This is a genomic window from Jannaschia seosinensis (assembly GCF_001408515.1).
Lineage (GTDB): Bacteria > Pseudomonadota > Alphaproteobacteria > Rhodobacterales > Rhodobacteraceae > Jannaschia > Jannaschia seosinensis.
The window spans coordinates 1-14,501 of sequence record NZ_CYPR01000199.1; the positions used below are offsets into that span (position 1 = coordinate 1).

Sequence of the window (14,501 nt, forward strand, 5' to 3'; positions counted from 1 at the left end):
CCGCCTTGGCCTTCAGGTCGCGCAGGTTTCCCACGCCATGCCGGCGCAGGCAGCGATCCAGCCCCGAGCGCGAGGCGTTCGGGTTCAGGAACTCCCGCACAACCGCCAGCAGATCATCCAGCGACACCAGCAGCGCCTTTCGCAGGGCCACCGCGACGGCCTCTTGCGGTGGTGTCAGCGTCGTCTGGAGCCTGTGCGGCGTGTGGCTGCGATCCGCGACGCTGTCGCGCTTGCGCCACTTGTAAACGGTCTGCTCCGTTATGCCGAAGCGCTCGGCCAGCACCGGAGCAGGCTCCGTGCTCGCCTGGATCGCCGCCCGCACCTTCGGCGTGGTCGTGGCCTGCTTGTGAAGATGTATCAGCATGGTCGTGCCCCGTCTCGAAGGTCCCTCAGAACCGATCTTGCCATGAAGAGCGCGGATCGTCGCGGGGAAAGGTGATCATCCGGGACGGAACAATTAGGTATCTGGGCAGTCGTCATAAATTGACCAGCCGTACTTGCCATTAGTTTCAGGCAACTCTCTTTTGCTTACGTTGCGAGCCATGTAAGTTTTTGCGATGAAGCTTGCGGTGACCGGCGCTGTAAGAAAAAGAAAGAGCGTGATCAGCAACTCATGCACCGACAGGTGACCGTTCTTTGCATAGAAAAAAATCATGGATGCCACCAAGATGCCGCCAACGCCAAGCGTCGTCGCTTTGGTGGGCGCATGGAGCCTTTGCACGGTCGATGTCAGCTTTACCAGCCCGAAGGATCCGACGAATCCGAAGATGCCGCTGATGACGAGAGAAACGGCAATTAGAAGTTCTGCGACAAAATTCATTCTCTCACCTCATTCGATAATGTCGCCGCGCAGCAGGAAACGGCAATAGGCCACGGTCGAGACAAAGCCGACCATGGCGACAAGCATAGCCGCCTCGAAGTAGATGGCCGTTCCGCGCCAAATTCCATAAAGTACAAGAAGTGCGATCACGTTTATGACCATCGTGTCGAGTGCGAGGATTCGGTCGGCCGCGTCGGGCCCTGACGCAATACGCCAGAGGTTTAGCAGGAGTGCCACGCCATAGCACGTCGTGGTGAACAAGAGCGCTGCTTCGATCATTGGAATATCTCCTTTAACCGACGTTCGTAGCGCGACTTGATGGTGTCGCGCACTTCGTCCGGGTCATCGGTGTGAAGACAATGCACCAGGATGCTCGTTCCGTCCGCCGAAAGCATTGTGGACACGGTTCCAGGGGTCATCGTGATCGTTCCCGCGAGGACCGTGATTGCCTCGGCCGAGGTAAGATCAAGGGGCACAGGAATCCACTTCGAACGGATGTTCTGGGTGCGGCGAAACAGCAGGATGGCCGCGACCTGAAAATTTGCGACGACGATGTCCCAAAGAACGATCAGTACATATTCCACCACGCGCAGAGGTTTGCCGATCTTCGGTCGTTCGGGCCAATAAGCTGCCGTGAGCATCGGGACGATGAGACCGATCACGGCGCCGAGGATAACACTGCCCAATGTGAGCGTGTTCACGAGGCCCAGCCAGACCAGCAGCAAGGTGACGCTCAGCAGGGGATGCGGGATAAGTCGCGTCAGCATCGGTCAGTTCTCCTCCACCGGATTCAGAACCGCTGAAACGTAGCCGGTGCGATTGAAAAGTTGAGCCGATGTTGCATCGAGATAAGCCGAGACTGGTCCGGCAAAGATGGACAATGCGGCAAGCGTCGCCAGCGCTGCGATTGACGGCGCAACTTCGGCCGGCGTGACGCTGGTGGCGGGGCGAACGACTTCCCCGGGGACCACCACCGTACCGGAAGCGTTCGCCACCACCGCCGAAGGCTTCCAAAACAGGGTGCTGCCCGCGCGGGCAAAGCCGACGATGGTCAAGAGCGATCCCGCGAGAACCGCAGTCCAGGCCCATCCCATCAGTCCCGGCACCCGCAGGGCATCGAGTACGAGGAGCTTGCCAAGGAACCCGCTCAATGGCGGCAGCCCGGCCATGCCGATGGCGGCGGCAAAGAACAGCGCAGCGAACAATCCGTTCTGGGCGATCGGAGGCATCGTTGTCAGCCGGTCTTCCGTCCGCCTTGCGATCACGAGATCGGCGATCAGGAACAGGCATGCGGCGGCGAATGTCGAGTGGACGATGTAGTAGAGTGCTGCAGTCGTGGCATCGGGCGAAAAGACAGCGACGGCAATGAAGAGCGTACCCATGGAGCCCACGACCGAAAACGCGATGAGAGGCATCAACCGGCGCGCGCCCAGTACTCCGAAAGCCCCGATGGCGATGGTGACGATGGCCGCCGGAAAGAGCCAGGCACCTGCCATTCCTTCCGTCGCCGGAAGGCCGGGGCCGAAGGCTGTCGTGTGCAAGCGAAGGATCGCATAGGCACCCACCTTGGTCATGATCGCAAAAAGCGCCGCGACCGGGGCAGGGGCGTTCGAGTAGGTTGCGGGCAGCCAGAACTGAACCGGAAAAAGCGCGGCCTTTACCGCAAAGACGACCATCAGCAGCATTGCCGCAACCCGCACCAGCGCGGCTTCCTCAACAGGTATTTGTGAGATGCGAACGGCAAGATCGGCAATATTCAAGGTGCCGGTGCTTGCGTAGAGCGTGCCGAGCGCGAACAGGAACAGCGTTGAGCCCGCAAGGTTCATCACCACGTATTGCACGCCGGCGCGCATACGCTCGCGACCACCCGAGTGGATCATCAGCCCGTAGGACGCGATCAGGAGCACTTCGAAGAATACGAAGAGATTGAAGGCGTCCCCCGTCAGAAAGGCGCCGCAGATGCCCATGAGCTGGAATTGAAACAGTGCGTGGAAATGCCGGCCACGCGCGTCCCACCCCGTGGCAACGGCATGGATCAGCACGATCAGGGCAAGGATCGCGGTCAGCAGGACCATCAGCGCCGAGAGACGGTCGAGCACCAGCACGATGCCGAAGGGCGCCGGCCAATCCCCCAGCCGATAGACGTTCGTCTCTCCGCCGGCCGCAAGGATCGTGAGCCCGATGGCTATGGCCAGCAGAAGGACGGTGCCCAAGATCGAGGTCACCCGAGCGAGGGTGATGTCGTGGCGCATGACGAAAGCGATGATGGGTGCAAGCAGCGCCGGAAGAATGACGGGCGCGATGATCCAATGTATCATTGCGCGGCATCCTTGTTCTGGTCGCTGTCGCTTTCGCCTCGGTCCATATCAATGCGGTCGCTTTCTGCTTCGAGGAAGGCGCCGAGCCCGATCAGCACGAGAACGGCCGTCATGCCAAACGAAATCACGATTGCCGTCAGGACCAGCGCCTGGGGCAGGGGGTCCGTGTAGCTCGGATCGCCATATTTCGACAGGATCGGTGCCATGTCGATGGCCAGCCTGCCACTGGCGAACAGGAAGACGTTGACGGCATATGACAGCAGCGCGAGCCCGAGAATGACGGGGAAGGTCCGCAGCCGGAGGATGAGGTAGGTGCCGCCGGCCGTCAGGACGCCGATCGCGCTTGCGATGATGAATTCCATATCAGCTTTCCGCCCCGCTCTGGGTGCTTCGTTCGGCGGGATCGTAATCCATCGGTTCGGTATTCACCGTCTCACCACTATGCCGCGCAATTCGCGACAGGCTGTAGAGCATCAGCATGACTGCGCCCAGAACGGTCAGGAACACGCCCAGATCGAAGATCATGGCCGTTGCCAACTCGAACTCCTCGATCGGAGGCAAGTTGATGTACGTGTAGGCACTCGTGAGGAAGGGGCGCCCCGCCAGCCAGGAACCCGCGCCGGTCAGTCCCGCCACAACGATCCCCACGCCGATCATGGTGTGGTACTCGATGCGCTGTCTGGCCTCGGTCCAGGCAAAACCGGATGCCATGTATTGCATGAGGATCGCAATCGCGACCACCAGTCCCGCGACGAAGCCGCCACCCGGTTGGTTGTGCCCGCGCAGGAAGATGTAAATTCCCACCACCGCCGCAATCGGCAGCAGGACGCGCGTCGCCACTACCATCATCATCGGATGCCGGTCCCGTGAGCGGTTATGGGTATAGTCGCTGTTCTTCAGTCGCCGCGCCGCCGGCCCGTCCAGCAGGGCATGCATCAGCGCGTAGATGACCAGACCTGCGATACCGAGGACGATGATCTCACCGTACGTGTCGTAACCCCTGAAATCCACCAGGATGACGTTGACCACGTTCGTCCCGCCCCCGCCTTCATAGGCGTTGGCGAGGTGGTAATCCGAGATCGTGTCGATGTCCCGGAACAGAAACGCGTAGGCCAGCGCACCGACACCACCGCCTGCAGCGAGTGCGATGAGGCCGTCGCGGATCTTCATGCCCAACGGGCTCTCTTTGGGGGTCGTCTTGGGGAGGTAGTGCAGCGCAAGCAGCAGAAGCATGATCGTGACCGTCTCGACCGAGATTTGCGTCAAGGCGAGGTCGGGCGCGGAGAGATAAACGAAGCCTGCCGAAATCGACAGCCCGATGATACCGACCAGAACCAATGCGCGGAACCGTTGGTGGTGCATCGTGACGACCGCAACTGTGGCGACGATCAACATGAGCCAGCCCACGGCCACCACCGCAGGGACGGGCAGAAGTTGACGCGTCGGCTCCGACAGCCCGCTACCGGAAAAGGCGACGGCGCCGAGCGCCACCGATGCGGTCACGAAGATCGCGAGGTAGCGGCTGATCGCGCCATTATGTGTGCCTTCGGCGACCCGCCGCGACAGCGCCGCTGCCCCCGTCACGATCCCATCGAATATCGGTTTTGCTTCGGGCCGCGGCGCAGAGATCCAGATCCGGTCGAGCGGGCGATGAAGCAGCAGCAGGACGGCGCCACCGATCACGGCAATGATCGACATCCAGAGCGCGGGGGTGAATCCGTGCCAGATCTTGAGGTACGGCTGCAGGTCGGTGCCCGTGACCGCGCTTGCGGCAGCAGTGACGATCCCCTCGGCCAAGAATGGCATCACGCCGATCAGAACAACCAGAACGGCCAGGAGCGCGGGCGCCGCCCACATCCCGAACGGCGGATCGTGCGGCTTGTGCGGATAATCGTCGCGCACAGGTCCGAGGAATACGTGCCCGATGAAGCGAAGGGAGTACGCGACCGACAGGAGTGCGCCGAGCGTCGCCAGCACCGGGACGGCATAGGCGCTGCCGGCCCAACCGGTGTGGGATGCCTCCTCCAACATCATTTCCTTGGAGAGGAAGCCGTTGAAGAACGGAATTCCGGCCATCGACAGCGCCGCCACCGTCCCGATCGCGAACGTGACGGGCATCAGGTGGCGCAATCCGCCCAGACGCTTGATGTCACGGGTGTGGGTCTCGTGGTCGATGATGCCGGCGGTCATGAAGAGCGCGGCTTTGAAGGTCAGGTGATTGATAATGTGGAACACAGCCGCCACCGCCGCGGCCTGTGTCCCGAAGCCGAGAAGCATCGTCAGCAGACCGAGATGACTGACCGTGGAGAAGGCGAGGAGCGCCTTGAGATCGTCCTTGAACAGCGCGATCAGCGCGCCGAGAACCATGGTCACTAAGCCAGTCGTGGCCACGATGTAGAACCACGCGTCGGTCCCCGCCAGAACCGGCCACAGCCGGGCCATCAGGAAGACGCCAGCCTTCACCATCGTGGCCGAGTGCAGGTAGGCCGAAACCGGCGTCGGCGCGGCCATCGCATGCGGTAGCCAGAAGTGGAACGGGAACTGTGCGGACTTGGTGAAGGCGCCGAGCAGGATCAGGATCAGCGCAGGCAGATACCAATCCGACGCCCGGATCGCTTCGCCCTGCTGCAGGATTTCAGTCAGGCTGTAGCTACCTGCAATGTCGCCGAGGATCAGCATGCCGCCGATCAGGGCAAGCCCGCCTCCGCCCGTCACGGCAAGCGCCATGCGCGCGCCTTGCCGGCCCTCGGGCAGGTGCTTCCAATAACCTATCAGAAGGAAGGACGCGAGCGATGTCAGCTCCCAAAAAATGAGCATCAACAGGATGTTGTCCGAGATGACGATGCCCAGCATCGCGCCCTGAAACAGCAGCAGATACGTATAGAACTGCCCCATCGGGTCCGCGCTCGAGAGGTAGAACCGTGCGTAAAGCGTGATCAACAGACCGACGCCGAGGATCATGCATGCGAACAGAAGTCCTAGCCCGTCGACAAAGAACGACAGTGACAGGCCCAGCTGTGGCAACCACTCGACTTCCGCCTGGACAACTTCCCCGCGCAACACTGCCGGAGCGAGGGTCAGCAGCATGACGAGCGCCAGCGCCGTGGGCACGGCCGTGAAACTCGCACAGGCCGTGCGTCCAGCGCGAATCATCAATCCCGGTAAGAGAGCGCCGATGAAAGGGAGCAGCGCGATGAAAAAAAGGACCTGATGGCCTTCGGTCATTTAAATGTCCTTATCTTCCATCCCACACCATCACACACTTTTCGCAGGGCCGCCTTCTTTTTGGCAAGGTCGATCCTGCGCAAAGTCCCGGACGGGGATACGGATCCTGTCCCCTGTTCACAAGCACACGACACCCAACAAACTTTGTTCTGCAGTCCAAGAGCATCTTGCCGACCTGCATCTTGAGCCACGGTGCCTTTTCTGGGGGAGATCAACGGAAAGGTGACCTCGGTGCCCCGACGGCTGGCAGTAAGCGGCTGAAACGTTATTGACCGGAATATGAACGTTGGTCGGCCTTCGAGCGTCTATAATCGACGGGCTGCAGTTATTGCTTCTGTCGAAGTTCCCGATAAGGTCTCGTCGAGACTGGTGCGCCTTTAAGCCGCACTGTGATCGACCAGATTCCCACGGCGTCCAGATACTCGACGCCAAGCAGCACTTTTCATCATCCACTGACTGAGGTGCAGGTAGGTTATGTCAGACAGTCTGCTATTGCTCCTTGCGGGAGCAGCCGGTCAGAGCTCCACAAGAACTCAGACCTCAATCCGAACCTCCCGGCTGGAGTGGCGCCACGCGAACGCCAAAGGCTGCGCGTTGTGGGCGCGACGGTCACGCGCCGAAAAAGCTATGCGCCGGAATGCCTGACCCCTCGCAGAACCATATGGTTCACGTCGCGCAAATGCTCCTCCATCAGGCGCGCAGCTTTGGGGCCATCGCGGGAGGAGATCGCGGCGAAGAGGGCCCGATGTTGTTCACCGAACTTAGCCATGACCTCCGGCGTGTGGCTCTCACGGCGAATGTTTCCCCAAGCGGCAAGCTTTCGAACTGTGCGAATGGAATCGTAGATCTCGAGAAAGAGCGGGTTCCGCGCGAGCACCGCAATGTTGTAATGAAAAATGTCGTCGGCGGTCTCGTAGGTCGCCCGCTCCGCCAGATCGATGGTCGCCAGCATGAGCTGTTCAAGCCGCGCGAGATCGCCGTTCCTTGCCCGTGTGGCGGCATGGGCGGCAAGAGCGGGTTCAATCTCCAACCGAACTTCCATGACGTCCTGCGGCGTCGCTTCGCGGGCAAGGCGGCAGAGTGCCGTCGATCCGTGCGAGACAGGCGGTGCGGCGAAGGTTCCGCGGCCCTGACGCCGGTAGATCGTGCCCTCCTTCTCAAGGCGATCAAGCGCCAGCCGGAGCTTTGCGCGGCTGACGCTGAAGCGTTCGGCAAGATCGCGTTCGGCGGGCAGGCGACCGTCGACGGGCACCTCGCCGGATGCGAGCAACTCGCTCAGTCTTTCAACAAGCCCCCCCTCGTCGGCCATGATCAGATCGCCCTGTAAAGGTCGATGAACATACGGATCGACGTGGCCAGCAGGAACAGCCCGAAAGTCAGCCGCAGGGCGCGGCGTGGTATCCTATGGGCGATCGCGACGCCGACGCGGGCGAAGACCATTGTGAGCGGGATGATGATGAGTGCAGCGGCAATGTTTACGTACCCGAGCGAGAGCGGCGGTAGGTTTTCCTGCCCGAACCCGGTGAGGATGTAGGTGATCGCGCCGGGCAGGCCGATGATGAAGCCGATCGCGGCAGAAGTGCCCACAGCGCGGCGGATCTCGTAGCCGAGAAAGCTCAGGAGCGGCACGCATACAGTGCCGCCGCCAATGCCCATCATGGCCGAGATCATGCCCGCAACGACCCCGAAGAAACCCCAGACGGGTTTCGAGAAGCTGCGCGGGCTGTCGATGTCACCGCCGCCTCGCAACATCATGTCGAGCGCGACGAGAAGGGCTACGATCGCAAAGACCGCGATCAGGGCGAGGCCCGATACGACGCCGCCCAAGATGCCGCCGAGAACGACGCCCACGAGGATCGACGGGCCCCAGAGCTTCAGAAGATCGAAATCGATCGCGCCACGCTGGTAGTGGCCCCAGGAGGAGCTGAGCGAGGTGAAGATGATCGTGGCCAGCGATGTGCCGACCGAGAGCTGCATGACCTGACCCGCATCCATGCCTGTCAACGAAAGCGCAAAATAAAGAGCGGGGACGATGACGATTCCGCCGCCCACGCCGAGGAGGCCCGCGAGAATGCCGCCGAAGATCCCGGCGGCAATGGCAGGCAGGGCGATTGTCGAAACGAGAGCTCCCAGTTGGTCTTCCACGTCAGGCGCCTTGTGTGTCTGTCGCTTGCGAGCGGCTTGGGATGCCGGACTCCCTGCGTCGGTCTTCTTCGGCGGTTATGGCCGCATCGATCGGCGCACGGTCCATGCTGCCGGCGAAATTGTCCGATGTTGCAAAGACTTGCGCGACGTGCACGTAACGCTCCCGCGAGACGTCGAGAAGGCGGTCGAGTTCGGAGAGAGGATCGGCGTGGTCGTCGGCGCGCAAGTCGAGGATGGCATAGGTTTCGCCGCGGTGGATCTTCAATCCCGCCGCCTGACGCCCGCGCCTGTCGCCGCCCGCCGCTTCCCCGGCGCGCATGGCATGAAGAAGCCGTTCCGGCAGCGGCAGGTTCGGGGCCTCGGCATAGGCATCGAAGGTGGCGCGGACCACCGCCTCGCCCGTCAGCATGTTGCCCGCGACCGAATGGGTCTCACCAGTCAGGTGTCCGCACCAATCGACGCAGTCGGCTCCGGTATGGGCCGAGAATTTTCCCGCCGCGTCGAGCATGTGGCACTGGCGGATATGTTGTCCCCCGTCGCGGTCGACGAAATCGGCGAGAACGGCTTCTGCCGGCTCTCCACGCTCAAGACGGGACAGGCCTTCGGTCCCCCACATCGGGTTCACAAACGACTGCGTCGCGACGGCGGAGCGGGTGCCGATGTGCGGAACGATGGCGCCGCAGGCGAAGAACCGGGAGGCCACGGCAATGCCGATCTCACCGGTTTCCGGCAGGCGTGCGATGATCGAGTATGTCATTTTCAGCGACCCACCGCATACGCCTGCATCAACCGGGGCGTCGCGGCGGCTGTGAGGGTCCCGTCTGCACGCCGAAGTGCCGCCGTAAGCCGTCCGACCGTCCATGGTGCCGCCACGGTGACGTGATGCCCGCGTGCGCGAAGGGAGGCGATGCAGTCTTCGCCGACATTGGGCTCGATCATCATCTCGGCCGGTTTCACGGCGCGCGGAAAGAAGGATCCCTGGAAGTGCATCGTGTGGAACAGGGGGGCGTCCATCCCCTCCTGCAGGCCCAAGCCGTGATGAACGAAGCGCAGGAACCAGACAAGCTGCCACTGGTCCTGCTGATCGCCGCCGGGGGTCCCGAAGACAAGGCGGTTGCCGTTTTCGTGTTCGGCCAAGGTCGGCGTCAAGGTGGTGCGTGGACGGCGACCGGGCGCGAGGGAGGTCGGCAGGCCCTCTTCGAGCCAGAACATCTGCGCGCGCGAATTGAGCGGGAAGCCGAGGCCCGGTACCACCGGGTTCGACTGCAGCCAGCCGCCCGACGGGGTGGCGGCCACGCAATTGCCCCACCGGTCGATGACATCGAGGTGTACGGTGTCGCCCTTCTTGTCTGTCAGGTGCGCCATGGTCGGTTCCTGGGCCGAAACGCCGCTGACGCCGAAGTCACGGGCGGCGCGGGCGATATAGGCATCCGCCTGATGCTCGAGTCCCGGCACGCGGCCCGGACGCTGTTCGGCCGACGCGTCGGACCCGATCAACGCGGCACGCTCGGCGTTGTAGGCGTCGGACAGAAGATGCTCCATCGGCACCTCGCTGTGCTTCGGGTCGCCGTAATAGGCTTCGCGGTCGGCATAGGAGAGCTTCATTGCCTCGACGACCGTGTGAATGAAATCCGCGCCCATCGGATCCATCGATGCGAGGTCGAAATGTTTCAGGATCGCCAGCGTCTGGAGGAGCACGGGGCCCTGACCCCAAGGGCCGGTCTTGTGCAGCGTCCAGCCATTATACGCGTAGGCGAGCGGCGCCTCTATCTCGGCCCGCCAATCGGCCATATCCGCGGGGGCCAGAACGGCGCGGTTCTTTCGCTCCGAGACGTCGTGAACCTCCGCATCCTTCAGGTATTCGAAGATGGCGTCGGCGACAAAGCCTTCGGCCCATTCGGTCCGAGCGGCGTCGATCTGTTCCACACGGTCGTCGCCCGCCGCCTCCGCCGTCTCGACGAGACGTTCATAGGTGCGGGCGAGGTCGGGATTGCGAAACAGCGCGTGGGGCGCCGGCACTTGACCATCGGGTGTCCAGGTTTCGGCCGAGCTGGGCCATTCCGAAGCGAAATACTCGGCCAGCCCGGTAATCGTATCGGCCACGCGGGGCAGCATCGGATGGCCGTCGCGGGCATAGAAGATCGCAGGCTCCATCACCTCCCGGATCGTCATCGTGCCTTGGTCGCGCAGCATCAACATCCAGCCGTCGAAGGCGCCCGGGACCACGGTGGAAAGAAGACCCGAGCCCGGGATCAACTCGATCCCCTGCGCCTTGTAGTGCGCGATCGTGGCAGCCTTGGGCGCAGGGCCCTGAGCCGCGACGACCCCGTTGCCGGTCTGCACGCTGTGGAAGATGACCGGCAGGTCGCCCGCGGGGCCATTCAGATGCGGCTCGACCACCTGCAGGACCAGGCCCGTGGCGACGGCGGCATCGAAGGCATTGCCGCCTTTTTCGAGGATCGACATTCCTACGGCCGAAGCGATCCAATGCGTCGAAGTGACGACGCCGAAGGTGCCGCGGATGTCGGGGCGGGTGGTGAAATCGTTCATGGGGCCTCTGGTTCGTTATTGTTCCCGGGGGTCGAGCGCGTCACGCAGCCCGTCACCCAGCAGGTTGAAGCCGAGCACCACGAGAAAGATCGCGATGCCGGGCCAGAGCGCCATCCACGGCGCCTGATTGAGGAAGTTCTTCGCCGTGTTCAGCATGGAGCCCCACGAGGGCGCGGGAGGCTGCTGGCCGAGGCCCAGAAACGACAGTGACGCCTCGGCGATGATGGCGGTCGCCACGGTCAGCGTCGCCTGCACCAGAACGGGCGGCAGGATGTTGGGCAGGATGTAGCGCGCGAGGATCTTGTGTGTCGGGAGGCCGATCGCCCGCGCGCTGTCGACGTAATCCTCGGTCGCGACGGAGAGCACCTGCCCGCGGGTGAGGCGCACGAAGAGGGGCGTGGCCGAGATGCCGATGGCGATCATCGCGTTGGTGAGCGACGGCCCGAGAAAAGCCGCGAGCGCGATGGCGAGGATCAGGAACGGCGCGGCCAGAAGCGCCTCGGTGCAACGCGAGATCACCGCGTCGATCCAGCCGCCGAAATAGCCGGCGGCGATGCCAAGCGGCACGCCCATCAGGACCGCGATCAGGACCGAAACGACACCCGCGAGAAGCGAGGCCTGCGCGCCCCAGATCATGCGCGAGAGCACGTCGCGGCCGATTTCGTCGGTGCCAAACGGATGGGTGACCGAAGGAGCCTGACGCACCGCGCCCCAGTCGGTCGCGACGGGATCGGGGATCGGCAGGACGGGGGCAAGCATCGCGACGGCCACGAAGAACGTGACGAGGATGCCGCCCAGCATGGCCGAGCGGTGGGTGCGGAACTTCCTCCAGACGCGGTTCTCGGGCTTCCGATCGAGGACGGGATCGTTCGCGCTTTCGGCGTCAACCGTGATCGGGGTAGCGACCTGTGCCATCACTGCTTCCTCAGGCGCGGATTGAGAAGGACGTAGGCGACATCCGCCAGGAGGTTCATGGCGATGAAGCCCACGGCGGTGACGAGGACGATTCCCTGCACGACGGCGTAGTCGCGGTTGAAGACCGCATCGACCACCAGTTTGCCGAAGCCCGGCACGGTGAAGATCTGCTCGGTCAGGACGGCGCCGGCGATGAGTTCACCAAAGAGCAGCGCCGAGAGCGTCACAATGGGCGTCAGCGCGTTGCGGAACGCGTGCTTCAGGATCACCCGCCGCTCCGATAGACCCTTGGCGCGGGCGGTGCGGACGTAATCCGACGTCAGCACGGTCAGCATCGCGGAGCGTGTATGGCGCATCAGCGTGGCGGCGAGCGCCGTCCCGAGGACGAAGGCCGGCATGATCATCACCTTTATCGACCGCACCGGGTCCTCGTCGAACGGGACGTATCCGGAGGCAGGCAGGAGCTGCCATTTCACCGAGACCAGCAGGATCAGCATGATGCCGAGCCAGAAGTTCGGGATCGACAGGCCCGATAGCGCCACGACATTCGCGACGTAATCGGTGACGGTGCCCTTGCGGACCGCCGACAGGATGCCCGCCGGGATACCGATCGCAAGCGCGAAGATCATCGCCATCGTGGCAAGCTGGATCGTGACGGGAAGCTTCTCGCCGATCAATTCCAGCACGGGCTGGTTGGTCCGCAGCGATATGCCAAGATCACCGGTCAGCGCGTTGCCGACCCAGGTCAGGTACTGCACCGGGATCGGGTCGTTCAGCCGGTACTTCTCGCGAAGATATTCGATCGTTGCCGGGTCGCGCTCCTCGCCCGCCATCGCGAGGACAGGGTCGCCCGGCAACAGCTTCTGCAACGCGAAGACGAAGACCGAGATCAGAATGATCGTCGGGATCGCAATCAGCAGGCGGCGGAGGATGAAGGACAGCATCGGCGGCACTCTGGCTTCGGGGGCGGCCCCGCGCGCAGTGCACGGGGCCGGTGGAGGGATCAGCCCTCGGTCTTGGTGACGCCTTCGAGGCGGATCATGCCGTCCGGGTAGGGGACGAAGCCCTCGATGTCGTCGTCGAGTGCCCAGATCCAGGTCTGGTGGTAGAGATACACGATCGGCGCATCCTCGTTCAGGATGTCGCGTGCCTGATCGTAGAACTCCTTCCGCTCGGCCTCGTCGGTCGTGGTGCGGGCGTCGTCGAGAAGCCGGTCGACCTCTTCGTTCGAGTAACCGGAATCGTTGAGTCCGCCTTCGGTGGTGACGAACTGGTGGATGTTGCCATCGGGATCGACACGGCCCGACCAGCCGATCTGGCTGGCGGTGAAATCGCCTGCGGACTGGTCCTCCAGAAGCGTGGCGAACTCCTTCGATGTAATCTCGATATTGATGCCGGCTTCGGAGGCCATCGACTGGACCACCTGCATCAGCTGGAGCGGAACGGTTGTATTCGGAACCTGCACCTCGAGGGTGATGCCGTCGCCGTATCCGGCCTCCTCCAGAAGCGCCCGCGCGGCCTCAACGTCACGCTCGGGGATCGGGTGGTCCTCGTCGTACCACGGCGAGTTCGGCGGGAAGGGCTGATTGCCGGCCGCGAAAGCGCCTTCGAAGACGACCTGGTTGATGATGTCGCGGCCGACGGCGAGGCTGAGCGCGCGCCGCAGGCGAGCATCGTTGCCCCACGGATTGTCGCCGCGTTCCCCGTTGTCGACGTTGAAGGTGATGCCCTGATAGCCGAGTGAAACGGCGCTTTCGACATTGATGCCGGCATCGTTCCGCGCCTGTTCCAGGTCGGTCGCGGCCAGACGTTCGAGGATGTCGATGTCGCCGGATTGAAGGTTTGCCAGACGCACGGTCGTGTCCGGGATCGGCAGGAATGTGACGCTGTCGAAGTTGATCTCGTCGGCGTTCCAGTAGCCGTCGAACTTCGTCAGGACGATCCGATCCTGAGCCACCCGCTCATCGAAGGCGAAGGGACCCGAGCAGACGGGGTTCAGCCCGAAATCGGCGCCCGCCTCGTCGAATGCGTCGGGCGACATCATCATGCCTGCGCGGTCGGCAAGTTGAGCGAGAAGCGTTGCATCCGGACCGGCGAGGTCGATGCGGATCTCGTATTCACCAAGGACCTCGGTGCCCGTGACCGAAGTCAGTTCGGACTTGCGCCGGCTTTCTTCGAGCGTCTGGCTGCGCGCGATGTTGCGCGCGACGGCCTCGGCGTCGAACGCTGTGCCGTCGTGGAAGGTCACGTTCTCGCGCAGGGTGAAGGTGATGGAGCTGTTGTCGTCGGACCATTCCCAGCCGGTGGCGAGTTGCGGGATGATCTCGAGGTCGGGCGTGATGTCCACGAGCTTGTCGCAAAGCGATGCGTAGACGATCCGTCCGACGAAGGTGCGCGACTGGTCAGGATCGAGCACATCGGCATCCGATTGCAGCGCGATCCTGAGATCCTGCGCCTGTGCGCCGAGGGCCGTCGCCCCCAGAAGCGCGGCGGCGAGTGTCATGCGTGTAAGGGTCATTTCTGGTCTT

Annotated in this window: 14 protein-coding genes; all 14 read right to left on the reverse strand. The window is 63.1% G+C overall.

The features are described from left to right. A partial coding sequence (locus JSE7799_RS14735; protein WP_503089890.1) for a transposase family protein occupies positions 1-364 on the reverse strand: 364 nt, incomplete at its 3' end. Positions 365-457: 93 nt separating this feature from the next. Further along, positions 458-820, reverse strand: a complete 363-nt coding sequence (locus JSE7799_RS14740; protein ID WP_055664284.1) for a Na+/H+ antiporter subunit G — start codon at positions 818-820, stop codon at positions 458-460. A 9-nt stretch (positions 821-829) separates the two neighbouring features. Further along, a complete protein-coding gene (locus tag JSE7799_RS14745; RefSeq protein WP_055664285.1) occupies positions 830-1,099 on the reverse strand; it encodes a K+/H+ antiporter subunit F in 270 nt (89 codons plus the stop codon). Then, complete coding sequence (locus JSE7799_RS14750; RefSeq protein ID WP_055664286.1) at positions 1,096-1,587, reverse strand: Na+/H+ antiporter subunit E; 492 nt, start codon at positions 1,585-1,587, stop codon at positions 1,096-1,098. Before JSE7799_RS14750 ends, JSE7799_RS14745 begins: the two co-directional genes overlap by 4 nt. A 3-nt stretch (positions 1,588-1,590) precedes the next feature. Continuing rightward, positions 1,591-3,138 carry a monovalent cation/H+ antiporter subunit D gene (locus JSE7799_RS14755; RefSeq protein ID WP_055664287.1) on the reverse strand — a complete coding sequence of 516 codons (1,548 nt, stop codon included), beginning with the start codon at positions 3,136-3,138 and terminating at the stop codon, positions 1,591-1,593. Beyond that, positions 3,135-3,500 carry a Na+/H+ antiporter subunit C gene (locus tag JSE7799_RS14760; protein WP_055664288.1) on the reverse strand — a complete coding sequence of 122 codons (366 nt, stop codon included), beginning with the start codon at positions 3,498-3,500 and terminating at the stop codon, positions 3,135-3,137. Before JSE7799_RS14760 ends, JSE7799_RS14755 begins: the two co-directional genes overlap by 4 nt. Position 3,501: 1 nt before the next feature. Further along, positions 3,502-6,363, reverse strand: a complete 2,862-nt coding sequence (locus tag JSE7799_RS14765) for a monovalent cation/H+ antiporter subunit A (RefSeq protein WP_055664289.1) — start codon at positions 6,361-6,363, stop codon at positions 3,502-3,504. Between the two features lie 625 nt (positions 6,364-6,988). Further along, positions 6,989-7,672, reverse strand: coding sequence for a FadR/GntR family transcriptional regulator (locus JSE7799_RS14770; RefSeq protein WP_055664290.1), 684 nt, complete (start codon positions 7,670-7,672; stop codon positions 6,989-6,991). Between the two features lie 2 nt (positions 7,673-7,674). Further along, a complete protein-coding gene (locus JSE7799_RS14775; RefSeq protein WP_245624905.1) occupies positions 7,675-8,508 on the reverse strand; it encodes a sulfite exporter TauE/SafE family protein in 834 nt (277 codons plus the stop codon). Position 8,509: 1 nt separating this feature from the next. After that, entirely contained in the window at positions 8,510-9,265 is a 756-nt protein-coding gene (locus tag JSE7799_RS14780) for a DUF1028 domain-containing protein (protein ID WP_055664291.1), read from the reverse strand. A 2-nt stretch (positions 9,266-9,267) separates the two neighbouring features. Continuing rightward, positions 9,268-11,058 (reverse strand): gamma-glutamyltransferase family protein, encoded by a 1,791-nt coding sequence (locus JSE7799_RS14785; RefSeq protein WP_055664292.1) that lies wholly within the window; start codon positions 11,056-11,058, stop codon positions 9,268-9,270. A 15-nt stretch (positions 11,059-11,073) separates the two neighbouring features. Further along, on the reverse strand, positions 11,074-11,973 hold the full coding sequence (locus tag JSE7799_RS14790; RefSeq protein ID WP_083480613.1) for an ABC transporter permease: 900 nt from the start codon (positions 11,971-11,973) through the stop codon (positions 11,074-11,076). Continuing rightward, positions 11,973-12,917 (reverse strand): ABC transporter permease, encoded by a 945-nt coding sequence (locus JSE7799_RS14795; protein ID WP_055664293.1) that lies wholly within the window; start codon positions 12,915-12,917, stop codon positions 11,973-11,975. The genes JSE7799_RS14790 and JSE7799_RS14795 overlap by 1 nt, the downstream gene beginning before the upstream one ends. Before the next feature lie 59 nt (positions 12,918-12,976). Further along, the gene (locus JSE7799_RS14800; RefSeq protein ID WP_055664294.1) at positions 12,977-14,491 is read right to left on the reverse strand and encodes an ABC transporter substrate-binding protein; all 1,515 of its coding nucleotides are present in this window, start codon (positions 14,489-14,491) and stop codon (positions 12,977-12,979) included. Between the last annotated feature and the right edge of the window lie 10 nt (positions 14,492-14,501).

What these genes read in the sequence shown, in the direction of transcription:
- JSE7799_RS14740 (WP_055664284.1), bottom strand. Translation starts at nt 820, where the DNA reads ATGAATTTTGTCGCAGAACTTCTAATTGCCGTTTCTCTCGTCATCAGC.
- JSE7799_RS14745 (WP_055664285.1), bottom strand. Translation starts at nt 1,099, where the DNA reads ATGATCGAAGCAGCGCTCTTGTTCACCACGACGTGCTATGGCGTGGCA.
- JSE7799_RS14750 (WP_055664286.1), bottom strand. Translation starts at nt 1,587, where the DNA reads ATGCTGACGCGACTTATCCCGCATCCCCTGCTGAGCGTCACCTTGCTG.
- JSE7799_RS14755 (WP_055664287.1), bottom strand. Translation starts at nt 3,138, where the DNA reads ATGATACATTGGATCATCGCGCCCGTCATTCTTCCGGCGCTGCTTGCA.
- JSE7799_RS14760 (WP_055664288.1), bottom strand. Translation starts at nt 3,500, where the DNA reads ATGGAATTCATCATCGCAAGCGCGATCGGCGTCCTGACGGCCGGCGGC.
- JSE7799_RS14765 (WP_055664289.1), bottom strand. Translation starts at nt 6,363, where the DNA reads ATGACCGAAGGCCATCAGGTCCTTTTTTTCATCGCGCTGCTCCCTTTC.
- JSE7799_RS14770 (WP_055664290.1), bottom strand. Translation starts at nt 7,672, where the DNA reads ATGGCCGACGAGGGGGGGCTTGTTGAAAGACTGAGCGAGTTGCTCGCA.
- JSE7799_RS14780 (WP_055664291.1), bottom strand. Translation starts at nt 9,265, where the DNA reads ATGACATACTCGATCATCGCACGCCTGCCGGAAACCGGTGAGATCGGC.
- JSE7799_RS14785 (WP_055664292.1), bottom strand. Translation starts at nt 11,058, where the DNA reads ATGAACGATTTCACCACCCGCCCCGACATCCGCGGCACCTTCGGCGTC.
- JSE7799_RS14790 (WP_083480613.1), bottom strand. Translation starts at nt 11,973, where the DNA reads ATGGCACAGGTCGCTACCCCGATCACGGTTGACGCCGAAAGCGCGAAC.
- JSE7799_RS14795 (WP_055664293.1), bottom strand. Translation starts at nt 12,917, where the DNA reads ATGCTGTCCTTCATCCTCCGCCGCCTGCTGATTGCGATCCCGACGATC.
- JSE7799_RS14800 (WP_055664294.1), bottom strand. Translation starts at nt 14,491, where the DNA reads ATGACCCTTACACGCATGACACTCGCCGCCGCGCTTCTGGGGGCGACG.